This is a genomic window from Streptococcus sp. FDAARGOS_256 (genome assembly GCF_002289235.2).
Taxonomy (GTDB): domain Bacteria; phylum Bacillota; class Bacilli; order Lactobacillales; family Streptococcaceae; genus Streptococcus.
The window spans coordinates 253238-277752 of the sequence record NZ_NTGM02000001.1 but is presented as its reverse complement, the minus strand read 5'-3'; the positions used below and the strand labels follow the sequence as shown (position 1 = coordinate 277752).

Here is a 24515-nt window from a genome sequence, read left to right as displayed (position 1 = left end):
CTCGATTTTTAAAGTGTAGCAAAAGTGGTCACGATGCGTTGGCAAACCTCTTCCAGTACGGACTTCGGCATAGCCACATTGAGGCGGGCATGAAGAGTTCCCTCCTCTCCAAAGTCCAAACCTCGATTCAAGATAACCTTGGCTTCATTCTTCAAAAGCTCTTGCAAGCGGTCATCCGTTAGGTCATAGGCTGAAAAATCAAGCCAGATCAAGTAGGTACCTTGCGGTTTCATGACCTTAATCTTGGTTTCGTTGCCCAAAAAATCCACTACATAGTTAATGTGGTCCTCGATGACTTCTTTTAAGTCTCCTAACCAGTCCTTACCATAACGGTAGGCAGCTTCTGTCGCCAAATAGCCCAAGCCTGAAATTTCATGCTGATTATTGGTCAACTGGCGCTTCTGGTAAGCCAATCTCAACTTAGGATTTTCAATGACTGCATAGGAATTTTTTGTCCCAGCAATATTAAAGGTTTTAGTGGCACTGGTCAAGACGATAGCAAATTCTTTAAAATCAGGATTGATGGTATTGAAGGAATGATGCTTGTGACCAAAGAGGGCCAAATCTTGGTGAATCTCATCTGAAACCAAGAAAACACCGTGTTTTTGGCAGAGTTGGCCAATCTTCTCCAACACTTCTTTTTCCCACACACGTCCACCAGGATTGTGAGGGTTGCATAGGATATAAAGTTTGACATCCTCTTCCACCAAATCCTTCTCCAGTTGGTCAAAGTCAATCTCAAACAGACCATCCTTTTCCACTAAAGAATTGGTAATCAATCTACGGTTGTTCAACTTGACACTGCGTGCAAAGGGTGGATAGACAGGTGTGTTAATCAAAACCGCCTCGCCTTCTTTTGTAAAGGCTTGAATGGCTGTTGAGATGGCTGGTACCACACCCTCGATAAAAACAAGAGCCTCTTTGTCAAAGTGGTAATCGTGTTGTGTGGCTTCCCACTTTTGAACTTCCTTAATTAACTCTTCACTGGCATAGGTATAGCCATAAACCAGTTGATCCGCATAAGTTTGCACGGCTTGGCGGATTTCAGGCAAGACTACAAAGTCCATATCCGCTATCCAAGCTGGTAGGACTTCACTATCCGTTTCTGCTTCTTTCCATTTATAGGTATGATGCCCTAAACGGTTTGGCAGGCTTGTAAAATCATATTTTCCCATCTTTGTCTTATCCTTCCAAGGCTTGGCGCAAATCTGCAATCAAATCTCTAGCATCCTCAATCCCAATTGACAAGCGCAAAAGGTCATCTGTCAAACCATAAGAATGGCGCACTTCTGCTGGAATATCAGCGTGAGTTTGCGTCGTTGGATAAGTAATGAGACTCTCCACTCCACCCAAACTTTCCGCAAAAGAGAAGACCTTAAGACTGTTCAAAATGTGAGGAATGCGTGTTTCATCGGCTACTTTAAAGGAAATCATGCCCCCACGACCAGTGTAGAGAACTTCCTTAACTGCTGGAGAATCCTTCAAAAAGGCAACCACTTCTTGGGCGTTGGCTGTAGAACGTTCCATACGAAGAGGTAGAGTTTTAAGACCACGAATCAACTGATAACTATCAAATGGTGACAAGACCGCACCTGTCGTATTCAAATTGTAGAACAGTTGCTCATATAGTTCTAAACTATTAGTCACAACCACCCCAGCTAAAACATCATTGTGCCCTGCTAGATACTTGGTGGCTGAATGAAGAACGATATCCGCACCATCTTCAATCGGACGTTGGTAAATCGGGCTATAGAAGGTATTGTCCACCACAACTTTGGCACCCTTGGCATGAGCTAGTTTTGCAAGTTTTGCAATATCAAATTCCAACATCAAGGGATTGGTTGGCGTTTCGATATAGAGAACATCCACATCTTTCTCTAACTCAGCAATCAGCTCTTCTTCTGTATTGGCATAGGTAAAATGGAAACGGCCTTCTTGCTCGACTTGGTTGAACCAACGGAAAGAACCCCCATACAGATCACGAACAGCCAATACTTTACTCCCTACTGGAAAGACACTAAAGGCCAGTACAATCGCAGCCATACCTGAGCTTGTCGCTAGGGCATAGTCTGCTGATTCGATTGCGGCCAAGACCTCCTCCGCCTTACTGCGAGTTGGGTTTTTCGTCCGAGTATAGTCAAATCCCGTAGACTGACCGAACTCCGGATGCTGATAAGTTGTTGAAAAATGAAGTGGCGTCACCAAGGCACCTGTCGCCTTATCTGACTTGATACCAGCCTGGGCCAAAATTGTGTTGATGTGTAGTTCTTTGCTCATACAATACCTCCAAATCTATAGTAACTATTGTACCACTTATTTTCACTAACTCATTTTCTTGTTTTCAAGAGCTAGTTATAGTTTCAAACTATATAAAAACGATAGTTCCTTTAGAAACTATCGTTTTTCCTGTTGAATAGACTGGTTATTTAACGTGTTTTGCCAGTTCTTCTTGGGCTTTTTTATTTGATTCTTCTTTTTCTTTCTGCCATTTTTCTTTCGCTTTTTCATACTCATCAGTCGTTACAGTCTTATCTTGCAACTTGAGGTATTTGTATGATTCGACACCCTTATTTCCAGCTTGTGAGAATGGCGCTGAGAATGGAACTGTCTTTCTCAAGCCAGGTGTTCCACCTTGGGAAACGTTTGGAATTGCAAGGGCGCTATCAACGAGCCAAGCTTGAATTTCAGCATATTTTTCATAACGTTTTACTGGTTCTTGCTCCTTGTTCGCTTCTTCTAACATTTGAGTGTAAGTATCCAGACCAACTGCCTTAGCCTTGTCATTGACCTCACCCGGTTCTAGACCGAGGTTTTGCAACATACCACCGTTATTGACATTTAAGATATCAAGATAGCTTGATGGATCCAAGTAGTCAGCACTCCAACCGCCATTATAGATATCAAAGTCTTTTTGAGCTGCGGTTTGAGCGAGGTAGCCAGAATTATCGTAGTCATCTGTTGATAATTGTTGGATATCGATAACCACATTCTCAGCTCCTAGAACAGATTCGATGGATTGTTTCAAAGAACTTGCTTCAAGTACACCTTTTTTAGCTGATTGGTCAACTGATACGTCCAAGTGGATTGGGAATTGTACACCCTTAGCTTCCAATTCTTTCTTAGCTTCTGCAAATTTAGCTTTAGCTTTATCAGGATTGTAGTATGGGTCTTGCGCATCTGCAAAGTTGATTCCTTGCCATTCTTGGCCATAGTTGACCATCTTTTCTGAAACAACATCGCCAAAGTCTTTTCCGTTGATACTTACAAACGTAGGAGGTACAACCAAGTTACGAATAATCTTTGTTGCTCCTTCTTCCCCTTGAGATTGTGCTCCATAGGCTGTACGGTTATAAGCATAGTTGAAGGCTTGACGGAAGTTTTTATTCAGAACTGCTTCTTGGGTTGATTTCTTTTCGATATCTGAGGATTTAGACGTGAAGTTATAAGATTTTCTGTCCAAGTTGAAGTTCAAGTAATAAGAAGTTGCGTTTTGCATACTATAGATAATGTTATCCTTATTGCTCTCTTTAATCCCTTCAAAGCTTGAACTATTAGGATAGAGACGAGCATAACTATAGACTCCTTCTGCAAAGTTACGAGCTAGAGCATCTTGGTCACTACCGTCATAGTAGGTCAATTTCACATCGTCCACAAAGACATTTTTAGCATCCCAGTAATTTGGATTTTTCTTGTATTCGATAACAGATTTTGAAACAAACGATTTCATCAAGAAAGGTCCACTATACAAAATACTAGAAGGATCTACCTTACCAAAGTCATCCCCTTTTGATTTTAAGAAATCTGCATTGACAGGGAAGAGAATGGTTGAAGTTGTTTTAGAATTCCAATAAGGTTCTGGACGTGTCAAAGTATACTGAACTGTTTGGTCGTCAATCGCCTTAACACCGACAGTTGAAAAGTCAGTTGTTTTCCCGTTGATATAGTCATCCAAACCTGCTACAGAGTCTTGAACCAAGTACAAGGCTTCGGATTTTTTATCAGCAGCATATTTCAAACCTGTCACAAAGTCTTGGGCCGTTACAGGGGCATATTCTTCACCCTCATAAGTATACCATTTTGCATCCTTACGCAATTTGTAAGTATAGGTCAAACCGTCCTGAGAAACAGTCCAATCCTCTGCCAACGATGGAACATAGTTACCGTATTGGTCATTTTCCATCAATCCATCTACCAAATTAGTAACGATGTCGTTGGTTGTTGCACGGTTTTCTGCAAGATAGTTCAAACTAGATGGATCGCTCGAATAAACATAGTTATATGTTTTAGTAGCGCTACTTGAATTTCCACATGCGCTCAGTAAGATACCTGCGCTTAACACGACACTTGCAAGTGTCAGATACTTGGCCTTAGACTTTTTCATTTCCAGAACCTCCTGTTTAAAAGTTTTGTCTTATTATACAGCTTTGGTTTTATTTAGTCAAGTAATTTCTGAAGAAAAACTTAAAAAACATATTTTTCTACTCTTAATTTTAGAAAAAGTTCTCTTTTTTTAAGAAAAATGTAGTATAAAAACCTTTCTGTTAAAGAAAGGTTAAATTTATTACTTTTATTTATAAATCTTTTTACGATATTTTCAATCGTGTACGTAGTCGGTCTGCTTGAGCTTTGCCGATTATCTTGTCTAAGAGTCGTGTCCGTAGGCTCATCAAACCATAAAGACCTCCTCCAAGCCCTCCGATGAGAGCCACATAAAGGAAACTCCAAAAACGTCCACTTGGTTGGAAAACAAAACCGAGTAGCCACTGCAAGAAGCCAACTAGGATAAACATGACAAGGGTCAAGATGGTAATCAAAATGGTTCTCTTCAAGATTATCTTTCGACGAGCACCCGTTACCTGGCAGATATCTCGGTACATCAAGACATTCGGAATAATCAAGCCGATAGTCGTTGAAATCAAGGGACCGTAGCTGTGGAAAATAGCAATGGTTGGCAGTTGCAAGACGATCTTAGCAATGGAACCATAGACAAAGTATAGAACTGCCTTGCGGTTTCGGAACATGGCCTGAAGCATAGGAGACAAGACCATATACAAGCCTAGGATAGTAGACTGCAAAACTGCAAAGACAAATAAGCCCATGGCCAGACTATCTGGCTTACCGTAAAAGACTGTATAAAGAGGCTCCCCTACCATAACCACTCCAACTGTTGCAGGTAGTAGAAATAAGAAGAGCATGGTGAGGCTATCTTGGACTAGGCGAGCCGCCGCTTGCAAGTCGCCTTTTACATAGTTTTCCGTCAACAGCGGCAAGCCGACACTCCCAATGGAAACTCCTACAGAGATTAAAATCATGGTAATTTTATTAGGATTGGCAGAGAAATAAGAAAACATGACAACCAAGTCTTCATTACTGTAGTTGGTAAACCACTTCATACTATTGATAAAGGTCATCTGGTCTAAAATCTGGAAGAGTTGAATGGCTGATCCTGTCAGGATAAAGGGAATGGCTTCCTTGATGGTATCGACTAAGAGTCGCTTACTATTGATTTTATCCCGTGTTTCAAAGACTCTTTTAAGCAAACCTTCTTGAGCAAGGAAGTAAATCAAAACTGCAAAACTTGCCACCATCCCCACAAATGCTGCAAAGGTTGACTGAGTAACGGCTGATAAGTAGTCACCAGAACCCATCTTCATAATGAAGAAGGTTGCCATCAACATCCAGATAACACGGATGACCTGCTCGGCGATTTGACTCATAGCATAGGGTTTGAGGTTATTCATCCCTTGGAAGAAACCTCGGATGACACTCATAGATGGGAAAATCAAGACTGCCCAAGCTAAGCTCTGCATGATGGGAATCAGGTCTTTCCCCACACCTGACAAATCTGCTAACCAGGGAGAAAAGAGATACAAGACCAAGGCAAAGACTAAGCCCAAGCCCGTCATAAAGCTTAGAAAACTCCGAATCAAGGCAAAGCTATGCTCTTCTTCTCGCATGGTATTGTACTTAGCCACTTGTTTGGCGACCGCAACTGGGATACCCGCTGTCGAAATCAACAAGAACCAGGCGTAAATATTGTAGCCCATGGTAAAGAGTCCATTTGCCTTGGCAGCATAGGTCCCCATCCAGATATACCAGGGAATAATGTAGATAGCACCAAGGAGGCGACTAATAAAGTTACTAGCTGTTAGCCAAGCAGTTCCTCGCAACATCTGGGCTTGCTGGTGATTGTTTTCGTTAGACATAGCTTCCTCATTCAATTTTGATAACTAGGAAAAGTTCCTTATCTTCCATTATAAACTTTTCCTTGTTACTTGTAAAATTCGGGCTTGAAGTTTATAATAGAAAGTATGATTAAGATTGAAACCGTATTAGATATTTTAAAGAAAGATGGCCTTTTTCGCGAGATTATTGACCAAGGACATTACCACTACAACTACAGTGAAGTTGTTTTTGATAGCATCAGTTATGACAGCCGAAAAGTAAAAGAAGGCACTCTTTTTTTTGCAAAAGGTGCTGCCTTTAAAAAAGAATACCTCCTATCCGCTATAAGTCAGGGCTTAGCTTGGTATGTCGCAGAAAAGGACTACGAAGTCGGTATCCCCGTCATCGTTGTGAACGATATCAAAAAAGCCATGAGTTTAATTGCGATGGAATTCTATGGCAATCCACAAAAAAAACTCAAAATTCTCGCTTTCACAGGGACCAAAGGAAAGACAACAGCAGCTTACTTTGCTTACCACATCCTATCTCAACGCTACCCAACAGCCCTCTTGTCAACTATGAACACAACTCTGGATGGCGAGACCTTCTTTAAATCTTCCTTCTCAACGCCTGAAAATATCGATCTTTTTGACATGATGGCTCAGGCTGTTAAGAATGGAAGAACCCATCTTGTAATGGAAGTCTCTAGCCAAGCCTATCTTGTTCATCGAGTCTATGGTCTGACCTTTGATGTAGGTGTCTTTCTTAACATCACTCCTGACCATATCGGTCCGATTGAGCATCCTAGCTTTGAAGATTACTTCTACCACAAACGTCTCTTGATGAAAAATAGCCGAGCAGTTGTCATTAACAGCGACATGGACCACTTTTCTGTATTGAAAGAACAAGTGGAAGATCAAGAACATGACTTCTATGGTAGCCAGTCAAGTAACCAAATCGAGAACTCCAAAGCCTTTAGCTTTTCCGCTACAGGTAAACTCGCTGGTGATTATGATATCCAACTCATCGGTCACTTCAATCAAGAAAATGCCGTTGCTGCAGGACTTGCCTGTCTTCGTCTAGGTGCCAGTCTTGAAGATATCAAAAAAGGGATCGCTGCAACCCGCGTCCCTGGACGTATGGAAGTTCTCACTCAGAAAAATGGAGCCAAGGTCTTCATAGACTATGCTCACAATGGTGACAGTCTGAAAAAACTGATTTCTGTTGTTGAAACCCATCAAACTGGAAAGATCGCTCTGGTTCTCGGTTCGACTGGAAACAAGGGTGAAAGTCGTCGCAAAGACTTTGGACTCCTTCTCGATCAACATCCTGAAATTCAAGTCTTTCTAACTGCGGATGACCCCAACTATGAAGATCCAATGACCATTGCTGAAGAAATCAGTAGCTATATCAGTCATCCTGTTGAAAAGATTGTCGATCGTGAACAAGCCATCAAGGCAGCTATGGCCATCACAAATCAAGAACTCGATGCCGTGATTATTGCTGGTAAGGGAGCTGATTGCTACCAGATCGTCCAAGGAAAGAAAGAAGATTATCCTGGAGATGCGGCTATCGCAGAACGTTATCTATAAAAAAATCAAGGGAAGCATTCCCTTGATTTTTTTAGTCTTCTTTCTTAAATGAATTTTTAAGACCTTCAACGGCACCTTCTACAGCACCTTTAGCATCTTCAACTACTTCTTTTGCTTTCGCAACTGTTTTTTCTACAGCGCCTTCTGCTTCTGTCTTGCTATCGCCAGTAACTTTACCAAATCCTTCTTTGATAGCACCAGTTGCTTGATCCAATTTATTTTCAAGTGACATAGCTCTGTCTCCTTTGCTTTTAATACGATAAACGTTATCGCTTACATTCAGTTTATGCTTATTCTTTAGCAAAGTCAAACAATCTGCTCAAAATGTAGCAATTAAGGAAAATAGAAAGTCAACCGTTCCTTGTCGAAATCAACAATCAACTCATACTTCCCTTCTTCGTTTTGCACAACATAGCCTAAAACGACTAAACTTTCCACAAAGATATCACGGCGTTTCTGCATGAGCTGGTCCTTTTTGAGAAATTTCAGTAAAAAAGTCGTCATATACTTGAGGGCGTACTCAGGATTAACATCTCCTAAAATAGCATAGAGTTCCTGCTGTTTTTCTGTCAAAGGATATTGATTCTTGACCTTGTAGAAATAGTTAGACAGGGTCATCTTTTCTCTAGCAAAATCTGTAGATTCGACTAAAATGGCAGCATTGGTTTGATTGCACAATTCCGTCTCAAAAGTTTTCTCCAGCAAGGCTTGATAAACTGGACTATCCTCTCTGACAAAAATTTCTTGGTCAAGGACCAGACTATCTATTGATTCTAGAAAAGGGAGATTGAGGGAATAGCGTTTATTTTCCCTTCGGATCAATCCTGCCTTTATATACTCTTCCATGAGTTTATCAACTGCCACATCTGGAAACTGGGCCTTGATTTCTCGGAGGATCACATCGTCATGCTGGTCCAGATAGTCCACCAAATCTATAAAAAATGGCTGCCGAGTCAAACGAGATGGATTAAAAATCTGAATCATGAAGATTCCTTTCTTTACATTCTAAAAGGGGGGATGCTGCTAGTTGACTAGGATTGGTCCCTGGTTGATTCAGAGGCACAGGAAATTTGAGTTTCCTGTAATATTCCCTCCAAAAATCACTAATCTCCTGCTCCCCATCACCAAATTTCATGGGAATAGTTTCAAAAATCGGTAGGATTTCAGCGATATACTGGGAGCAATAAAAGCCATTCCCATCCGGATAAAAAGAGGCATTATAGGGGGCACCCAAATGTTTGCTAGCTCTCTCCTTTACCAAGTCAGCTTCCAGCTCTGGATAGACATAAAGATCGTAGAGATGAGTTGGTTCAAAAAATTCAGCCGGTTCTTGACAAATGACACCAGCTTGTCCACTAGCATGGTAAATGAAACCGTCCAAAAAGATGGCTACATGACTATAGTTCCCAGTAGAATCCTGGATAGCCTGACCCATATCTGAAAGGTCCTTCACAAAAATCAAATCGCCATTTTCTAACATCTTTCTCTCCTAGAAAAAAAGGAGCCGAAACCCCTTTAGCTATATGGAAAACACCGTTTTCTCGTGTCAATCTCCAGTCAAATAATTACCATTTAAATAATTCATTAACTATATTATAAGAATCACTCTAGCTGAAAATAATAAAGCAGACCCAAACTTCCAAAAGACAGAGCTAAGTATAGGATTCCTATTTGCAATCCATACAAATGCCAAAAACTACCACTAACTAAAATAAAAATCGATGTTTCAGCAACGAGGCGATGCCATTTTTTAAAAGCATGTGGAGATTTTGGTGCCATATATCGCGCCCAAAATAAGATTAATAGAACTGCTAGAAGAAAAAATAGGAATTTTTCCAGCCAAGAAATTTGTATCACAGATACGGAGAAAAGACCAAGGATTGCCACAACCTCAACCAAAAAGCGCAGTCCTTCAATCAATCGCATCATGCTATCACCTTCTATAAATAGTCAAATTAACAGTTCCAAATATTCCTTAAAAATTACCCATTAAAGCTTTCAGTCAACTGAGGCACCACTTGTTTCTTACGTGAAACAGCACCTGGAAGGAATGCGTGGTTGTTTTCAAGTTTGAAGTTAAAAGCTGTTTCCACCTTGTCCATGTTTGATCCAAGAGCCAGAATTTCAGAGTTTGAGTTGACGATGTCTGTAATCATCAAGACAAAATCTGAGTAGCCGTTTGCTGCATTAGCTGCTTGCATTGCTGCTTCGATTTCTGCTTGGCGTTCCAAGACTTCAGCAATATCAACTGTATTGACTTGGGCAATACGAACCTTATTTCCATTGAGTTCAAAGGTCTTAGCATCGATGTCAATCAATTCTTCAGCAGATTTGCTTGCCAAGTTAGTACCAGCCTTGAGCATAGCAAGACCGTACTCTTCCAAGTTGACGCCTGCTAATTCTGCCAATTCTGGAGCAATGACTTTATCAGATGGGTGAGTTGTTGGTGATTTCAAAAGAAGGGTATCTGAAATCAAACCTGAAAGCATCAAACCTGCGATTTCTTTAGGAACTGCTACACCGTGTTCTTTGAACATGCGGTAAACGATTGAAGACGCAGATCCAACTGGTTCCAAGCGCATGTAAAGTGGGCTTGCAGTTTCAAAGTTAGCCACACGGTGGTGATCCACAACTCCGTAAACTTCTACTTCAGCGATATCTGACACTGATTGTTGGAATTCATTGTGGTCAGTCAAGATGACTTGTTCTGCACCTTCTGCTTTAGCAGATGTGATGACTCGTGGTGCTTCTACACCAAAATAGTTCAAAACGAAAGCTGTTTCTTCATTAGGAGTTCCAAGTGCTACTGCTTCTGTGTCCAATCCATAAGCCTCTTTTGCAAGATAAGCAAAGGCTACAGATGACCCGATGGCATCTGAGTCTGGATTTTGGTGACCAAATACTAGAATCTTAGACATGATAATACCTCTTTAAATTTATTCATCTTATTGTAGCACTTTTTTCCTCTTTTGACAAAAGTAAGAGGAGCCAAAGGACTCCTCGTTAGACATCAATATGGTTGACTAGATTTTTCTCTTGATTTTCAGATAAAAATCGTTCTTTCTGCGGGCGTTTCTTTCGTTTGAGGAGAGCTTCGGCAGACATGGCTTCTTCCTTAGTGGCAAAACCCTGAGCATAGATGAGTTTGACTGGCAAACGAGCTCGGGTATACTTGGCTCCCTTACCACTATTATGAACGGCAAGGCGCCTCTTCACATCCGTTGTATAGCCCGTATAGTAAGAACCGTCGCGGCACTCCACCACATACATATAGGCTTTATGATCCATAGTAAATCTCTTGAATTTCTGGTGTATAGGAACCATCATCATTGTGAACAATGAGTGGCGGCAAGACCTTAAAGCCACTTGTCGATCCATCCTTGATAGCTTCGATTAAGAGCATATTAGCCTCCTTCTCACGTTTAGGATAGACAAATTGCAGGCGCTTGGGTGCCAAATTATGGCGTTGAAGCATGTCTAAGATATCCAAGAGCCGATCTGGACGATGAACCATGGCCAAACGGCCATTAGACTTGAGAATACTCTGAGCACTACGGCAAATTTCTTTTAGGTTAGTCGTAATTTCGTGTCTGGCCAGAAGGTAATGTTCACTCTCGTTCAGATTGGAATGCGGATCCACCTTAAAATAAGGCGGATTGCACAAAATCATATCCACCTTACTTCCCTGAATGTGGGCAGGCATATTTTTCAAATCATCACAGATGACCTGCATCTGCTCTTCCAAGCCATTCAACTGAACCGAACGCTCTGCCATATCCGCCAAGCGCTCCTGAATCTCTACAGATATTATCCGCGCCTGAGTACGTGAACTAGCAAAAAGTCCCACTGCACCATTTCCAGCACAAAAGTCCACAATTAAACCCCGTTTAGGGAAGCGAGGAAAGCGTGATAAAAGAACACTATCCACCGAATAGCTAAACACCTCTCTATTTTGAATGATCTTGATATCTGTCGAAAAGAGCTGATTGATTCGCTCTCCTGGTTTTAATAATTGTTCTTCTTTCATACTTTCATTATAACAAATTATGTTAATATTACAAATGATTTAGATAATCGTATTTATGGCTTCTTCTTTAAATGCTCCAGTGCCTCACGCGTCCAAACAGGCATCATTCGTCCAAGTGGTGCAAAACCGTGCTTGATCCGATCATTAGAAAAACGTCTCCGTCTTGGCAATTGATGTTTTTCCTCTTCCAAAGTACGGATAGAAAGACTGGCCTTCCCAGTGTATTCGTCAAAATCCACCACCTGAACTTGGACTTCATCGCCAATTTTTAAAATGTCATAGATATTTTCAATAAATCCCGTCCGAATCTCCGAGATGTGAATCAGCCCTGTCACCCCTGTCTCTAACTCAACAAAGGCACCATAGGGCTGAATTCCTGTAATACGCCCAGTTAGCTTATCACCAATTTTCATTCTAGTCCTCAATTTCAATCGTTTCAATTACCACATCTTCAACTGGCTTGTCCATTGCACCAGTCTCAACAGCCGCAATGGCATCCAAGACCGCAAATGATTCTGCATCTACCAATTGCCCAAAAACAGTATGGCGACGATCAAGGTGAGGAGTTCCACCTTGTTCTGCATAGATCTCAGCGATTGGTTCAGGCCAACCACCACGCGCAATCTCTTTCTTAGAGTACGGTAAGTGTTGGTTTTGCACGATAAAGAACTGACTTCCATTGGTATTTGGACCCGCATTGGCCATAGAAAGAGCGCCACGAACATTATAGAGTTCTTCTGAAAATTCATCTTCAAAAGTTTGTCCATAAATGGACTCACCACCCATACCAGTACCAGTGGGGTCTCCACCTTGAATCATAAAGTCCTTGATAATACGATGGAAAATAACACCATCATAGTAGCCATCTTTTGAAAGAGCAACAAAGTTGGCTACTGTTTTGGGAGCCTGTTCAGGGAAGAGCTTGATACGCAAGTCTCCGTGATTTGTCTTAATAGTCGCCAACGGACCTTCTACTGTTTCAATGTCTACTTGTGGGAAATGCAATTCTTTTTCTACCATACCAAATCCTTCTAAGGCATCAAAAATGCCATCTTCTTCTACTGTTTTTGTAATATAATCTGCTTTTTCTTTGATTTTTTCATGGGAAACTCCCATAGCAATACTGATTCCAGCATAATCAAAGAGTTCCAAGTCATTGAGACCGTCTCCAAAGACCATGACATTCTCTGGTTTCAAGCCTAAATGCTCCACCACCTTGGCTACACCTGTGGCTTTTGAACCTGAAATCGGCACGATATCAGATGAATGTTCATGCCAACGCACCATGCGAAGTTTATCTGATAAAGACTCTGGTAGGTGCAAGTCATCCCCTTTTTCCTCAAAGGTCCACATCTGGTAAATGTCCGCTTTTTCATGAAAATCTGGATCCACATCCAAGTTTGGATAAATGGGATCAATAGCCTCACTGATCAGTTCTGTTCGCGTGGAGAGTTTGGCGTCATGACTACCAACCAGGCCGTACTCAATTCCCTCTTCCTTCGTCCAAGAGACATACTCCTCAACATCTAACTTCTCAATCTGATGCTGATAAATGACCTGGCCTTTTTTATCTTCTATATAGGCCCCATTTAGGGTTACAAAAAAGTCCGGCTTGAGCTCACGAATCTCTGGAACAACACCGAAAATACCACGTCCAGAGGCGATTCCTGTTAAAATTCCTTTTTCACGCAACTGTTTAAAAACAGTAGGAATTGTAGCTGGAATAAAACCTGTCTTTGACGTACGCAAGGTATCATCAATATCAAAAAAGACGATTTTAATCTTCTTTGCCTTGTATTTTAATTTCGCATCCATCTCTCTACCTCTTTTCCATCACTCTTTCCATTATACCATAAAGCTGATGAAATTCCTTTTTTGAAAAAAGATGAAAATCCTATCAAAAAGAGAGCTCGTAAAACTAGCCCTCTCTTTTCATCCTAGAACATCTCTAGAGCAATCATGGTAATCATCGTTGCATCATAGTAGTTGTCCAAAGGTAAATCTTGTGTGAAAATGTATTTATTTTGCTGAAGAAGTTTCAGATAGCCTTCTCCCTTGTCAGACGCATAGGTAATCGGTGCCAAGAAACTACCTGCCTGGTATTGATTGAGGGCAGTTCCATTCAAGTCATAACCAGCATAAATACGTTGCTCTTTCATAAAGAAATCCATCATCTTTTGAACGAGTTTTTGGCTTCTTTCATCCTGACTCTGAGACAAGTGATATGGCAAACGACAAGCGTTATAAGAATAAGCCCCATCGTATTGAGATTCGATAGTGTTGGCATCAACAAGGTGCGCCCCTGACTTCTCAGCCCAGATAAAGTCTGGCAAGAGACCCGTATCAGAATGAGAACTGATTTGCTCCAGTTGCCCAAGCATCTTATCCTTAACGTCTAACCACTGTTTGTTTCCAGTCAGGTCATAGAAAGATTGGAAATAGCGAGGAAGAGTATCAGACGTCCGCATCAAGTAATAATAATCGGAATCCTTGTTGGCCCAGTTCCCTACTGTCAGAACACCTGTCTCTTCATTGTAATTGTATCGAAGAATATCTTCTAAGATTTTTTTAGCTTGCTCTTGGTATTCCTGCGCCTTATCCGGCCACTGCTTGGCAGCTTCAATCAAAGAATAAGCGATGTAGAGATCTCCATCAGTTGCGTTTTGCTTCTCAACCGTTTCACTACTATTTGTGATCACTTGCTTCCAAGACATCAACTGCGTTCCCTCGATACGATGATTTTGGTAATAGCGATAAAGATTCTCAAAATCTGCTTGTGTCGCTTGCCCTTTTTGGGCTGCTAAAACCGTTATGAGCATGCCATAACTTTGGGCTTCAGATAGAACTGTTGTTCCCTCCGAATCACTCGTCGTACGAACATAAGACTGATTGCCTTTTGTAACAAGGAACTGCTGGCTCCATTGGCTGTAAATTCGATTACGCATCTCGATTTTAGTCCTTCCTCTTGCTAAAAACAAGGCTAAACAAAAGATAGAAAGGATGAGCACAAACCAGACATATTTTAATTTATTCGTTTTCATAGAACCTCCTATCCTGCAAATCGCTTGGTTTTAACCCACTTGGTTTCTTTTCGTCGGAGTACTTTATCCAGCACGATTGAAGAAATGGAATCAACGGATACAACGATAAACATCTGTGCATAAGAGAAATAGGCTGCCAGGGCTAACCAGATTTGTTTAGTTGTTGCTTGTCCAAATTGACTTGCCAATGCTGTCATAATTTGCATCAAATAGAGACCAATCATGAGAATCCAGTTAAAGAGCATGAGCTGAGCGATGTAGATATTGTCCGCATCAAAAGCAAATGGAACCCTGACATCTGGGAAGAAAAGATTAAGACAGATCGCTAGCACATTCGCTAGGAAAATCAAATCCGAAAGAACAATAGCAAAGTTAAACCAAAAGAAAACACAAGAATAGTTAAAGACTTCTAGTTTAACGCGCCAGTTTGCTCTGCCAAATAAATGCTTAAAGTTCGAGAGAACAACTTCATAATTTCCTTTCGCCCAACGTTTCCGCTGCATATAGTAACTCTTTAAGGTCTCAGGTTCTTGTTGGAAAGCCTCTGAATTATAGGCAAGGGCAATCAATTTACCACTCTGCATGATTTTGAAGGAAATATCGGTATCCTCAGTTAAGGCACCATTTTTCCAACCACCGATACTCTTTACAAAGTCGGTTTGAATGATAAAGTTGGTTCCTGGGATACGCCCAATTTTAAAGAGATGCCACATCCCAACGTGGTGCACGCGCTGAGTAACAACGATCTCTTGGTTGATACAACGAGTCAAGAAATTTTGGTTGGCGTTTCGAGTCTTGTTGCGGCCAAAAGATGCCACATGACGTTCTGGATCCTTCATAACTTCTTTGACAAGGAAATAAAGAGCATTTTTTTCAGGCATGGCATCTGCATCATAAACACAGATGTATTCGCCTGTTGCCATCTCCAAAGCATCGTTTAGAACGCCCGCTTTTCCTCCCGTACCAGTACGGTCGATAATGGTTAGATTTCTTCCTGCATATTCAGGCATGGCTTGTACAGACAAACATTCTGCATAGGTGTTATCCGAACAGTTATCCGCAAACAAGAGCAACTCCACACGGTCGTGAGGATAGTTCATATCCAAGATAGCTTTTGCCGTTTGGGCAATAACCACATCCTCATTATGGGCAGGAACAACAATCGTTACCTTAGGATAATAAGGTAGAGGCGAAGTGTCTACACGAAAATCACTGTGTTTAAACCAAAAGTGTACTGCCGAAAAGAGAATTACCAAGCCCCATGCTAGAGAAATCCAAATTGTAAGCAAGGTAAAAATCATTAACATTTGACTAATCATGATTCACCGCCTTAAAATTTTTGTTTACTCGATGGTAAAGAATATTGTATGCAATAAATAGTATGATAAAACAAATGCCAAAGGCGAGACTGAGTCCCAAAGCAATACCAAAAAATAGTTCGGTTAAAGTCATGTTCCCCTCCTAATATTCCACAATTACATCTGTCTCTAGTTGACGTTTGAGATGACTGGCGACATCCGCGTAGTCTTGGTATTTATCTTTATTATCAGAGTTAATCACCAAATAGCCTGTTTGGAACTGAATTCCTTGATTGCCATCTTCTCCATGAAAAACTAAACTGCTCAGTTTCTCCTGCAAACCATTCAAATAAAGTTCCTTCAAAGAATGTTGGCTTTTACTGGATAGAACGAGAAAATTACCATCCGAAACGTAATAGAGTTTATCATTGTAGCTCAATTCCTGAGCAATTACCTCTTGAATGCTACTGAGCATCTGGTTATGTTCTTTCGGTTTAATCTGGAAGAACAAATCTTCATGTGCCCAATGAATCAATAGAGATTGAACCGTAACATCACTTTGTTCAGTGACCATCGCTTGGTAATCTGCTCGCGCTTCGTCTTCCTGTTCTTGTACCTTTGAGGCCACCTTGAAGAAATAATAACGAACCTTAAGTAGAATCCCAATCAAAAGAGGAAAACTGATTAATAAAAAGACCAGTTGAATGATCGGGATATAAACCACACCCGCAACCAAAACGATAAGTCCAAAACCAAATGCTAAGATAAGGGTCCAAGTAAGCAAAAGGTCAGATAATACCAACACTGCAAACAAGGCTAAAGCTAAAAAAAAGATTTGTTCTAAAATGATTGCTCGAGCATACAAAAAACAAAGCACCAAAAGAATGACCTCACAAGCAAGCAAAGCCATAAGCCAGTTTTTAAATTGACTCCAATTTTTCATTTTATCTTATTTCCCCCCTTTGAATTCCGATACAGAAGTCGCTGCCCCAAAGTACTGTTGAATGGATTGTACGATTCGTTCAGAGGCTCTTCCATCTCCATAAGGATTTGGTGCCTGAGACATTTGTCTATAAAGAGTTTCATCTGTTAAGAGTGCTGCCATCGCTTCTTTCACACGTACTGGATCCGTACCAACTAGCTTCAACGTACCTGCTCTTACTCCTTCTGGACGTTCCGTTGTGTCACGAAGGACAAGGACAGGTTTGCCGAGAGAAGGCGCCTCTTCCTGAACACCTCCAGAGTCAGTCATGATAAAATAGCTTCTTGAAGCCAAATTATGAAAATCAAGTACATCTAAAGGCTCAATCAAGTGAATACGATCGTGACCAGCTAAGATATCGTTTGCTGCTTCTTGCACAGCAGGGCTAAGGTGAACAGGATAAACAACTTCAATTTCCTGATGAAGATCGACCATCTCACGTAAAGCTGCAAAGACATTTCTCATTGGTTGACCTTGATTCTCACGACGATGCATGGTTACTAATACAAGTTTCTTATCTGGATCCAATTGATCTAAAACTTCATGATAGTAATCCGATTGAACGGTTAGTTTCAAGGCATCAATGGCTGTATTTCCCGTAATGACAATAGCAGACTCAGGGTGATTTTCCTTGAGGAGATTTTCTTTACTCTCACTAGTTGGAGCAAAATAGAGATCCGCTAGGTTATCAGTCATCTGACGATTCATTTCTTCTGGGAAAGGAGAATACTTATCAAATGTCCTTAGGCCAGCTTCAACGTGGCCGATTCGTACCTGATTATAGAAAGCAACTAAACTTGCTGCAAAAGTTGTTGTTGTATCTCCATGAACAAGAATTATATCTGGAAGTTCTTGCTTAACAACTGGATCAAACTTTTCTAAAATTTTTCCAGTAATGTCTAAGAGGGATTGATTTTTCCCCATAATATCCAGGTCATAATGTGGCTCGATGCTAAACGTTTCAAGAACTTGATCAAGCATTTGACGGTGCTGAGCTGTCACAACTGTGATCGTCTCAATGCTGTCACTATGTTTTTGCAATTCTAACACTAAAGGGGCCATTTTAATAGCTTCTGGTCGTGTTCCAAAAACAACCATCACTTTCAGTTTCTTCATTACGCTATCCTTCTACTATAATAAAATTTGACACATCAGATTAATCTTTATATCGAATTATTGCGCAAATCAATTAATTTGATTATCTTAATTATTTTACCGTCAATTAATTTATATGTCAAATTTTTTCCAAATTATATTATTGCATTTAATTTAATTTTAACAATTTGTAACCTTTTTGTAACAATATTATTTACAACCTTTAAAAAGCCTTATTTTAGGAAATTTTAAGACTTTTCAAAAGAATCCGTATTTAAAAAAACTAAACCTTATATGTTTTTTTTGATATTTATTTTTATCTTGATAATTCAAACAATTATATTTTACCACTTTGAGGAATAAATCAAACAATTTCAAACAAAAAAATTCCTTTTTCGAATGAAAAAGGGACTGTGATTGTTGTTTACTATATTTAAAATTTAAACCTTATAAAATCTGTCTTAAAACAAATTTTTCGACAGATACAAGACCAATTCTCCGATATCTTCACAAACCGCATTCATGGCCGGTTGATGGTTCTGATACCAAACACCCGTCCCATCTGGAATATAGCCTCGTTTGATGTATAATCTCTGGGCAGGTCCATACCCTGAATGGAGCCCAACACCAAGGGTCACCTTATCCGATATGAGCCTAACTTGTTTTTCTGCTTCTTCCAGCAAGAGATTTCCAATACCTTGATTTTGAAAAGGTTCAAAGACATTAAAATCTGAGAGTTCTGGATAGATTTCTGCAAAAGGCCCCTGCTTAGCGCAGGACAAAATTGTGATATAACCCGCTAAAGCACCCTCAACCTCTGCAACTAAGACTTCTCTCTCCCCACTTTCTTGCTCCTTAAAGTATCGAGTTAAAATCTCCTCTCTACTTGGCCAACCTTGGCTGATAAATCCTCGAGATAGTTCTTGTATGTCAGATTCTTGCATTTTTCTAATTGAACATGTCGTCTTCATAAGCTGCTCCTTTATAGCTTTCTCCTACCATTATAGCACGATAATAAAGATTAAAAGAAAAAACCTAGTAAGACAAAAGAATCTTACTAGGTCAACAGGGAATCCTTTCTAACAAAATCCTATAAAAATCTGAAAAAGAGGTCCACTGGACCTCAATTCGCTCTCTCATTTCAAGGCTCGTGAAAAAAAGACCCATATGGATCTTAATTCGCTTTCTTATTTCCGAGCTCATGAAAAAGAGGTCCACTGGACCTCAACTCGCTCTCTCATTTCCATGCTCGTAAAAAAAGACCCACCCGGGTCTTAATTCGCTTTCTTATTTTCAAGCTCATGAAAAAGAGGTCCACTGGACCTCTTTTTTAATCTTCGTTTACGAAAGGCATCAAAGCCATTACGCGTGCGCGTTTGATAGCTGTTGTTACTTTACGTTGGTTTTTAGCTGAAGTTCCTGTTACACGACGAGGAAGGATTTTCCCACGTTCTGAAACGAAACGGCTAAGAAGCTCAGTATCTTTGTAATCAACATATTCAATTTTGTTTGCTGCGATGTAATCAACTTTTTTACGGCGTTTGAATCCGCCACGACGTTGTTGAGCCATGTTTTTTCTCCTTTATAGTATTAATTGTCCATTAAAATGGTAAATCATCATCTGAAATGTCCAATGGATTGGTTGCTCCAAATGGATTCTCAGAACGTGAAAAGTCTGGTACTGGGTTTGCAGGTGCCGATTGACCAGCAGTTGGTGCAGAATAAGCCCCACCTGTATGTCCTTCGCGCACTCCGCGGCTTTCCAACATTTGGAAATTCTCAGCCACGACTTCTGTTACGTAGACACGTTGTCCTTGCTGGTTATCGTAACTACGAGTTTGGATACGACCTGTGATCCCGATAAGAGAGCCTTTTTTAGCCCAGTTAGCAAGATTTTCAGCCTGTTGGCGCCACATAACGACATTGATAAAATCAGCCTCACGTTCGCCATTTTGACTCTTGAATGTACGGTTTACTGCAAGAGTAAAAGTCGCAACTGCTACATTTGATGGGGTATAACGCAACTCAGCGTCACGTGTCATACGCCCTACAAGTACAACATTGTTAATCATAATTTACCTTCTTACGCGTCAAGTTTGACGATCATGTGACGAAGAATGTCAGCGTTGATTTTTGAAAGACGGTCAAACTCTTTAAGAGCTACGTCGTCGTTTGCTTCAACGTTAACGATGTGGTAAAGTCCTTCACGGAAATCTTGGATTTCGTATGCAAGACGACGTTTTTCCCATGATTTTGATTCAACAACAGTTGCACCGTTGTCAGTCAAGATAGAGTCAAAACGTGCTACCAAAGCGTTTTTCGCTTCTTCTTCAATGTTTGGACGAATGATATAAAGAATTTCGTATTTAGCCATTGATATGTTCCTCCTTTTGGTCTAATGACCCCTAGTCTTTGCAAGGGGTAAGTGAGGTTTGCTCACAATTAACTATTATACTAGAAAAACTGATAGATAGCAAGATAAAAGTGAAAAAAAGAAGATGAAATTATCTTCTTTTTACTAGTTTATGGTTTGATACGATGCAACATACGTGGGAATGGAATGGCTTCACGGATGTGTTTGGTTCCAGCTGCGAAGGTTATCATACGCTCGATACCGATACCAAATCCTCCGTGTGGAACTGTACCGTATTTACGAAGGTCAAGATAGAATTCATACTCTGTACGATCCATACCAAGTTCATCCATCTTAGCTACAAGGGCATCGTAGTCTTCCTCACGCATAGAACCACCGATGATTTCTCCGTAACCTTCTGGTGCGAGCAAGTCTGCACAAAGCACGCGCTCTGGATTTCCAGGAACTGGTTTCATGTAGAAGGCCTTGATAGCTGCTGGGTAGTTCATAACAAATGTCGGCACACCAAAGTGGTTTGAAATCCACGTTTCGTGTGGTGAACCAAAGTCATCGCCATGTTCCAAATGCTCGTAGTCAGCATCTTCATCGTTTTCATGCTCTTGCAAGAGGTCAATGGCTTGATCGTAAGTGATGCGTTTGAATGGCTCTGCAATGTAGCGTTTCAAGAGCTCTGTATCACGTTCCAAGGTTTCCAAGGCTTGAGGTGCACGGTCAAGGACACCTTGAAGAAGGGCTTTTACGTAAGCTTCTTGCAAATCAAGTGACTCATCGTGTGTCAAGTAAGAATACTCTGCGTCCATCATCCAGAACTCAGTCAAGTGACGGCGCGTTTTTGATTTCTCCGCACGGAATACTGGACCAAAGTCAAAGACACGGCCAAGAGCCATAGCTCCTGCTTCTAGGTAAAGTTGACCTGATTGGCTCAAGTAGGCTGGCGTTCCAAAGTAGTCAGTTTCAAAGAGTTCAGTTGAATCTTCTGCCGCATTTCCTGAAAGAATTGGGCTATCAAACTTCATGAAGCCGTTCTTGTCAAAGAACTCATAAGTTGCATAAATGATAGCGTTACGGATTTGCATCACAGCCACTTGCTTGCGAGAACGGAGCCACAAGTGACGGTTGTCCATCAAGAAGTCTGTTCCGTGTTCTTTTGGTGTGATAGGGTAGTCTTGAGATTCACCGATCACTTCGATGTCTGTAATATCCAACTCATAGCCAAACTTAGAACGTTCGTCTTCTTTGACAATTCCTGTCACATAAACAGAAGTTTCTTGACTCAAGTGTTTGATCGTTTCAAATTTTTCAAGACCTACCTCTTCACCAAATTTTTCTACAAAGTTTGGTTTAAAGGCTACACCTTGGAAGAAGGCTGTTCCATCACGCAATTGCAAGAAGGCAATTTTCCCTTTTCCTGATTTATTGGCAACCCAGGCTCCGATGGTCACTTCTTGACCAACGTAGTCTTTTACATCGATAATTGTTACACGTTTTGTCATAATCTATCTTCCTTTTTTCGTTTAACTTGTCCGAAGACATCATTACCCACTATTTTACCATAAATAGAATGTGATAGCTAGGTTCTACTAGAGAAAAATCGCGAGATTTTCGTTACAAAAAATCTTCGCCAAAAAGGCGAAGATTCTAAGTTTTATTTTTCCATAAATTGATGCAAACGACGAATCGCTTCTTTCAAGGTGTCCAAGTCAGTTGCATAACTGAGACGAACATTTTCTGGCGCCCCAAATCCTGCTCCTGTAATCAAGGCAAGACCGACTTCTTCAAGGATAGCTGTTGTAAACTCCGTAACATCGGTATAGCCCTTCATCTCCATCGCTTTCTTAACATTTGGGAAAAGATAAAAGGCTCCTTGGGGCTTGACAACTTCAAATCCTGGCACTTGGCACAAGAGAGGGTAAATAGTGTTCAAACGTTCCTCAAAAGCCTGACGCATGGTTTCGACAGAGTCTTGTGGCCCAGTTAGGGCTTCAATGGTAGCATATTGCGATACGGCAGTCAGATTGGAGGTTGTTTGTCCTGTTAGTTTGCTCATAGCAGCGATAATCTCAGGATTTCCCACAGCATAACCTACCCGCCAACCAGTCATGGCATAGGCCTTAGATACACCGTTAATCACGATGGTTTGCTTGCGAATAGCTTCTGACAAACTAGAAATTGGAACAAATTCATTTCCGTTATAAACCAAACGACCATAAATATCATCTGCTAGGATAAGGACATCATGCTCAACAGCCCAATTTCCGATAGCCAAAAGTTCCTCACGAGAGTAGATCATACCAGTCGGATTCGATGGCGAATTGAGAACCAAGACCTTAGTCTTGTCTGTTCGAGCTGCTTCTAGCTGCTCTACTGTTACTTTAAAGTGATTGTCTTCTTTGGCCTGGACAAAGACTGGCACTCCTTCTGCCATTTTGACTTGATCTCCATAGCTGACCCAGTATGGTGTAGGGATGATGACCTCATCACCTGGATTGACCACAGCCATAAAGAAGGTGTAGAGAGAGAACTTGGCTCCAGTGGCAAAGGTAACCTCGTTAGCTGCTACGGAATACCCATAGTAGCGTTCAAAATAAGTATTAACCGCCGCTTTTAACTCTGGTAGGCCTGAAGCAACTGTATAGAAGGAAGCTCGTCCATCTCGAATCGCTTCTATCGCTGCATCCTGAATGTTTTCAGGAGTATGAAAATCAGGCTGTCCCAAGGTTAAGAAAAGAACATCTTTTCCCTGAGCTTTTAATGCTTTGGCTCTTGCATCACTGGCTAGAGTGACGCTTTCTTCCATTTCTAGTACACGTTTGGATAGTTTCATATGCCCTCCTTATTGGATCACTGCTCCTGTTTCAAAGTCAACCAGATAGTACTGGTTTCCTGACTTGACTTCCCAAATCGGCTTGTCCTGATAGCGACCAAAAGTGACTTTGTCAATGTCGCTAGCTCCTTTTTCCCTCGAAATCGTCGCCGCCTTGTCTTGAGAAATCCCCTTATCTAGCTGATAGACATAAATTTTGTGGTCATTCTTTTCAATCAGTACGGCAATGGCCTCTTGCTTTTTATTATGTCCTAAAACGCTGTAATAACCTTCTAGTCCATTATAAAAATCAACCTGATCTGCCTTTTCCAATTCTGCATACTGCTTGGCCAGTTTTTCTCCTTCAACTCTGGCATCTTGATAGGGTTTCATGCTGAGTGATATCAGATAAAGGAAGGAAGTCGTCATGACTAGCAGTACCAGAGAAATGCCGATTCCATATTGAATAAGTAGCTTGTTTTTTGCTTTTTTTTGTCTTAGTTTCACTCGTCTATTTTACCATCTCTCCTCCTTTATTACAAGCGAAGACAGGAACATTCTAAGAATCTTTTCCTATAAAAAATAAGTTCTTGTTTTTCTGCCTATTTATTGATAAAATAACCTTATGAAACAATATTTGAAAGAGAAAATTTCCGATAATCAATTAGACTTAAAAACAACTATCGTCCTCAATAAAGCAATGCGAACTTTTAAACCTTATGAAACTAAGGCTGCCAAAGAACACGGACTAACCCCTACTCAATTTTCCGTTCTGGAAACCCTCTATAGCAAGGGGGAACTGCGCATTCAGGATTTGATTGAAAAAATGCTGGCCACTTCTGGAAACATGACTGTTGTCATTCGAAATATGGTTCGAGATGGGTGGATTTCCAGAACTTGCGACGCCAAGGATCGTCGCTCTTTTTTCCTGAAATTAACACCTGCAGGACGCAGAAAAATCGAAGAGGTTCTTCCTGACCATGTCGATTCTATCGTAGAAGCACTCAGCATCTTGGAAGATGGCGAAAAGGAAGACTTAATCCGCATTTTAAAAAAATTTAAAAATTTGTGAGCAAAATTATTGCTAATTAGTATTATTTGTTGTAACATAGATGGTAACAAAAGGGTTCGCTCTTTG

Annotated in this window: 26 protein-coding genes; 2 read left to right on the top strand and 24 right to left on the bottom strand. The window is 40.8% G+C overall.

Annotated features, from left to right (window positions below):
* Nucleotides 1-8: 8 nt before the first annotated feature.
* The 4 genes from A6J84_RS01590 to A6J84_RS01575 all read right to left on the bottom strand — a co-directional run bounded on the left by A6J84_RS01590 (nucleotide 9) and on the right by A6J84_RS01575 (nucleotide 6206).
* Nucleotides 9-1175, bottom strand: coding sequence for a MalY/PatB family protein (locus A6J84_RS01590; protein WP_049477477.1), 1167 nt, complete (start codon nucleotides 1173-1175; stop codon nucleotides 9-11).
* A gap of 7 nt (nucleotides 1176-1182) precedes the next feature.
* Nucleotides 1183-2277, bottom strand: coding sequence for a cystathionine gamma-synthase (locus A6J84_RS01585; RefSeq protein ID WP_095725897.1), 1095 nt, complete (start codon nucleotides 2275-2277; stop codon nucleotides 1183-1185).
* A gap of 145 nt (nucleotides 2278-2422) precedes the next feature.
* Nucleotides 2423-4381, bottom strand: coding sequence for a peptide ABC transporter substrate-binding protein (locus tag A6J84_RS01580; protein ID WP_095725896.1), 1959 nt, complete (start codon nucleotides 4379-4381; stop codon nucleotides 2423-2425).
* A 202-nt stretch (nucleotides 4382-4583) separates the two neighbouring features.
* Complete coding sequence (locus A6J84_RS01575) at nucleotides 4584-6206, bottom strand: polysaccharide biosynthesis protein (RefSeq protein ID WP_049477474.1); 1623 nt, start codon at nucleotides 6204-6206, stop codon at nucleotides 4584-4586.
* 105 nt (nucleotides 6207-6311) lie between these two features.
* Here A6J84_RS01575 and A6J84_RS01570 point away from each other — a divergent pair, with 105 nt between their 5' ends.
* Nucleotides 6312-7757 carry a UDP-N-acetylmuramoyl-L-alanyl-D-glutamate--L-lysine ligase gene (locus A6J84_RS01570; protein WP_095725895.1) on the top strand — a complete coding sequence of 482 codons (1446 nt, stop codon included), beginning with the start codon at nucleotides 6312-6314 and terminating at the stop codon, nucleotides 7755-7757.
* Nucleotides 7758-7788: 31 nt separating this feature from the next.
* Here A6J84_RS01570 and A6J84_RS01565 read toward each other — a convergent pair whose 3' ends face one another.
* The 20 genes from A6J84_RS01565 to A6J84_RS01470 all read right to left on the bottom strand — a co-directional run bounded on the left by A6J84_RS01565 (nucleotide 7789) and on the right by A6J84_RS01470 (nucleotide 23884).
* Nucleotides 7789-7989 carry a CsbD family protein gene (locus A6J84_RS01565; protein ID WP_000051178.1) on the bottom strand — a complete coding sequence of 67 codons (201 nt, stop codon included), beginning with the start codon at nucleotides 7987-7989 and terminating at the stop codon, nucleotides 7789-7791.
* A gap of 101 nt (nucleotides 7990-8090) precedes the next feature.
* Nucleotides 8091-8741 (bottom strand): DUF1803 domain-containing protein, encoded by a 651-nt coding sequence (locus A6J84_RS01560; protein WP_049477473.1) that lies wholly within the window; start codon nucleotides 8739-8741, stop codon nucleotides 8091-8093.
* Nucleotides 8725-9237, bottom strand: coding sequence for a YiiX/YebB-like N1pC/P60 family cysteine hydrolase (locus A6J84_RS01555; protein WP_000892233.1), 513 nt, complete (start codon nucleotides 9235-9237; stop codon nucleotides 8725-8727). Before A6J84_RS01555 ends, A6J84_RS01560 begins: the two co-directional genes overlap by 17 nt.
* 122 nt (nucleotides 9238-9359) lie before the next feature.
* Nucleotides 9360-9686, bottom strand: a complete 327-nt coding sequence (locus tag A6J84_RS01550) for a DUF2568 domain-containing protein (RefSeq protein WP_000985025.1) — start codon at nucleotides 9684-9686, stop codon at nucleotides 9360-9362.
* 53 nt (nucleotides 9687-9739) lie between these two features.
* Nucleotides 9740-10675: a manganese-dependent inorganic pyrophosphatase gene (locus A6J84_RS01545; RefSeq protein WP_095725894.1), complete on the bottom strand. Its 936-nt coding sequence runs from the start codon at nucleotides 10673-10675 to the stop codon at nucleotides 9740-9742.
* Nucleotides 10676-10760: 85 nt separating this feature from the next.
* Complete coding sequence (locus A6J84_RS01540; RefSeq protein ID WP_000349628.1) at nucleotides 10761-11045, bottom strand: GIY-YIG nuclease family protein; 285 nt, start codon at nucleotides 11043-11045, stop codon at nucleotides 10761-10763.
* Nucleotides 11035-11784: a tRNA1(Val) (adenine(37)-N6)-methyltransferase gene (locus tag A6J84_RS01535; RefSeq protein WP_000657018.1), complete on the bottom strand. Its 750-nt coding sequence runs from the start codon at nucleotides 11782-11784 to the stop codon at nucleotides 11035-11037. The genes A6J84_RS01540 and A6J84_RS01535 overlap by 11 nt, the downstream gene beginning before the upstream one ends.
* Nucleotides 11785-11837: 53 nt before the next feature.
* The gene (locus A6J84_RS01530; protein ID WP_000689619.1) at nucleotides 11838-12197 is read right to left on the bottom strand and encodes a S1 RNA-binding domain-containing protein; all 360 of its coding nucleotides are present in this window, start codon (nucleotides 12195-12197) and stop codon (nucleotides 11838-11840) included.
* 1 nt (nucleotide 12198) lies between these two features.
* Nucleotides 12199-13599: a bifunctional Cof-type HAD-IIB family hydrolase/peptidylprolyl isomerase gene (locus tag A6J84_RS01525; protein ID WP_000338990.1), complete on the bottom strand. Its 1401-nt coding sequence runs from the start codon at nucleotides 13597-13599 to the stop codon at nucleotides 12199-12201.
* Between the two features lie 122 nt (nucleotides 13600-13721).
* A complete protein-coding gene (locus A6J84_RS01520) occupies nucleotides 13722-14825 on the bottom strand; it encodes a glycosyl hydrolase family 8 (protein WP_000856182.1) in 1104 nt (367 codons plus the stop codon).
* A gap of 8 nt (nucleotides 14826-14833) precedes the next feature.
* Nucleotides 14834-16144 (bottom strand): glycosyltransferase family 2 protein, encoded by a 1311-nt coding sequence (locus tag A6J84_RS01515; RefSeq protein WP_000625492.1) that lies wholly within the window; start codon nucleotides 16142-16144, stop codon nucleotides 14834-14836.
* Nucleotides 16145-16286: 142 nt separating this feature from the next.
* On the bottom strand, nucleotides 16287-17066 hold the full coding sequence (locus tag A6J84_RS01510; protein ID WP_000800615.1) for a hypothetical protein: 780 nt from the start codon (nucleotides 17064-17066) through the stop codon (nucleotides 16287-16289).
* A 6-nt stretch (nucleotides 17067-17072) separates the two neighbouring features.
* Complete coding sequence (gene wecB / locus A6J84_RS01505) at nucleotides 17073-18221, bottom strand: non-hydrolyzing UDP-N-acetylglucosamine 2-epimerase (RefSeq protein ID WP_000734436.1); 1149 nt, start codon at nucleotides 18219-18221, stop codon at nucleotides 17073-17075.
* Nucleotides 18222-18661: 440 nt separating this feature from the next.
* The gene (locus tag A6J84_RS01500; RefSeq protein WP_000858591.1) at nucleotides 18662-19171 is read right to left on the bottom strand and encodes a GNAT family N-acetyltransferase; all 510 of its coding nucleotides are present in this window, start codon (nucleotides 19169-19171) and stop codon (nucleotides 18662-18664) included.
* Between the two features lie 359 nt (nucleotides 19172-19530).
* Nucleotides 19531-19770 carry a 30S ribosomal protein S18 gene (rpsR, locus tag A6J84_RS01495; RefSeq protein ID WP_000068664.1) on the bottom strand — a complete coding sequence of 80 codons (240 nt, stop codon included), beginning with the start codon at nucleotides 19768-19770 and terminating at the stop codon, nucleotides 19531-19533.
* A gap of 31 nt (nucleotides 19771-19801) precedes the next feature.
* Nucleotides 19802-20272 carry a single-stranded DNA-binding protein SsbA gene (gene ssbA / locus A6J84_RS01490; protein ID WP_000609596.1) on the bottom strand — a complete coding sequence of 157 codons (471 nt, stop codon included), beginning with the start codon at nucleotides 20270-20272 and terminating at the stop codon, nucleotides 19802-19804.
* Nucleotides 20273-20283: 11 nt separating this feature from the next.
* Complete coding sequence (rpsF, locus tag A6J84_RS01485) at nucleotides 20284-20574, bottom strand: 30S ribosomal protein S6 (protein ID WP_001151783.1); 291 nt, start codon at nucleotides 20572-20574, stop codon at nucleotides 20284-20286.
* Nucleotides 20575-20723: 149 nt separating this feature from the next.
* The gene (asnS, locus tag A6J84_RS01480) at nucleotides 20724-22067 is read right to left on the bottom strand and encodes an asparagine--tRNA ligase (RefSeq protein WP_000167166.1); all 1344 of its coding nucleotides are present in this window, start codon (nucleotides 22065-22067) and stop codon (nucleotides 20724-20726) included.
* A 152-nt stretch (nucleotides 22068-22219) separates the two neighbouring features.
* The gene (locus A6J84_RS01475) at nucleotides 22220-23398 is read right to left on the bottom strand and encodes a pyridoxal phosphate-dependent aminotransferase (RefSeq protein ID WP_057489462.1); all 1179 of its coding nucleotides are present in this window, start codon (nucleotides 23396-23398) and stop codon (nucleotides 22220-22222) included.
* A gap of 9 nt (nucleotides 23399-23407) precedes the next feature.
* Nucleotides 23408-23884: a DUF5590 domain-containing protein gene (locus tag A6J84_RS01470; RefSeq protein ID WP_002875866.1), complete on the bottom strand. Its 477-nt coding sequence runs from the start codon at nucleotides 23882-23884 to the stop codon at nucleotides 23408-23410.
* Between the two features lie 118 nt (nucleotides 23885-24002).
* On the opposite strand from A6J84_RS01470, the gene A6J84_RS01465 reads away from it, so the two are divergent.
* Entirely contained in the window at nucleotides 24003-24449 is a 447-nt protein-coding gene (locus tag A6J84_RS01465) for a MarR family winged helix-turn-helix transcriptional regulator (RefSeq protein WP_095725893.1), read from the top strand.
* The last annotated feature ends 66 nt before the right edge of the window (nucleotides 24450-24515 follow it).

What these genes read in the sequence shown, in the direction of transcription:
- A6J84_RS01590 (WP_049477477.1), bottom strand. Translation starts at nt 1,175, where the DNA reads ATGGGAAAATATGATTTTACAAGCCTGCCAAACCGTTTAGGGCATCAT.
- A6J84_RS01585 (WP_095725897.1), bottom strand. Translation starts at nt 2,277, where the DNA reads ATGAGCAAAGAACTACACATCAACACAATTTTGGCCCAGGCTGGTATC.
- A6J84_RS01580 (WP_095725896.1), bottom strand. Translation starts at nt 4,381, where the DNA reads ATGAAAAAGTCTAAGGCCAAGTATCTGACACTTGCAAGTGTCGTGTTA.
- A6J84_RS01575 (WP_049477474.1), bottom strand. Translation starts at nt 6,206, where the DNA reads ATGTCTAACGAAAACAATCACCAGCAAGCCCAGATGTTGCGAGGAACT.
- A6J84_RS01570 (WP_095725895.1), top strand. Translation starts at nt 6,312, where the DNA reads ATGATTAAGATTGAAACCGTATTAGATATTTTAAAGAAAGATGGCCTT.
- A6J84_RS01565 (WP_000051178.1), bottom strand. Translation starts at nt 7,989, where the DNA reads ATGTCACTTGAAAATAAATTGGATCAAGCAACTGGTGCTATCAAAGAA.
- A6J84_RS01560 (WP_049477473.1), bottom strand. Translation starts at nt 8,741, where the DNA reads ATGATTCAGATTTTTAATCCATCTCGTTTGACTCGGCAGCCATTTTTT.
- A6J84_RS01555 (WP_000892233.1), bottom strand. Translation starts at nt 9,237, where the DNA reads ATGTTAGAAAATGGCGATTTGATTTTTGTGAAGGACCTTTCAGATATG.
- A6J84_RS01550 (WP_000985025.1), bottom strand. Translation starts at nt 9,686, where the DNA reads ATGATGCGATTGATTGAAGGACTGCGCTTTTTGGTTGAGGTTGTGGCA.
- A6J84_RS01545 (WP_095725894.1), bottom strand. Translation starts at nt 10,675, where the DNA reads ATGTCTAAGATTCTAGTATTTGGTCACCAAAATCCAGACTCAGATGCC.
- A6J84_RS01540 (WP_000349628.1), bottom strand. Translation starts at nt 11,045, where the DNA reads ATGGATCATAAAGCCTATATGTATGTGGTGGAGTGCCGCGACGGTTCT.
- A6J84_RS01535 (WP_000657018.1), bottom strand. Translation starts at nt 11,784, where the DNA reads ATGAAAGAAGAACAATTATTAAAACCAGGAGAGCGAATCAATCAGCTC.
- A6J84_RS01530 (WP_000689619.1), bottom strand. Translation starts at nt 12,197, where the DNA reads ATGAAAATTGGTGATAAGCTAACTGGGCGTATTACAGGAATTCAGCCC.
- A6J84_RS01525 (WP_000338990.1), bottom strand. Translation starts at nt 13,599, where the DNA reads ATGGATGCGAAATTAAAATACAAGGCAAAGAAGATTAAAATCGTCTTT.
- A6J84_RS01520 (WP_000856182.1), bottom strand. Translation starts at nt 14,825, where the DNA reads ATGAAAACGAATAAATTAAAATATGTCTGGTTTGTGCTCATCCTTTCT.
- A6J84_RS01515 (WP_000625492.1), bottom strand. Translation starts at nt 16,144, where the DNA reads ATGATTAGTCAAATGTTAATGATTTTTACCTTGCTTACAATTTGGATT.
- A6J84_RS01510 (WP_000800615.1), bottom strand. Translation starts at nt 17,066, where the DNA reads ATGAAAAATTGGAGTCAATTTAAAAACTGGCTTATGGCTTTGCTTGCT.
- wecB (WP_000734436.1), bottom strand. Translation starts at nt 18,221, where the DNA reads ATGAAGAAACTGAAAGTGATGGTTGTTTTTGGAACACGACCAGAAGCT.
- A6J84_RS01500 (WP_000858591.1), bottom strand. Translation starts at nt 19,171, where the DNA reads ATGAAGACGACATGTTCAATTAGAAAAATGCAAGAATCTGACATACAA.
- rpsR (WP_000068664.1), bottom strand. Translation starts at nt 19,770, where the DNA reads ATGGCTCAACAACGTCGTGGCGGATTCAAACGCCGTAAAAAAGTTGAT.
- ssbA (WP_000609596.1), bottom strand. Translation starts at nt 20,272, where the DNA reads ATGATTAACAATGTTGTACTTGTAGGGCGTATGACACGTGACGCTGAG.
- rpsF (WP_001151783.1), bottom strand. Translation starts at nt 20,574, where the DNA reads ATGGCTAAATACGAAATTCTTTATATCATTCGTCCAAACATTGAAGAA.
- asnS (WP_000167166.1), bottom strand. Translation starts at nt 22,067, where the DNA reads ATGACAAAACGTGTAACAATTATCGATGTAAAAGACTACGTTGGTCAA.
- A6J84_RS01475 (WP_057489462.1), bottom strand. Translation starts at nt 23,398, where the DNA reads ATGAAACTATCCAAACGTGTACTAGAAATGGAAGAAAGCGTCACTCTA.
- A6J84_RS01465 (WP_095725893.1), top strand. Translation starts at nt 24,003, where the DNA reads ATGAAACAATATTTGAAAGAGAAAATTTCCGATAATCAATTAGACTTA.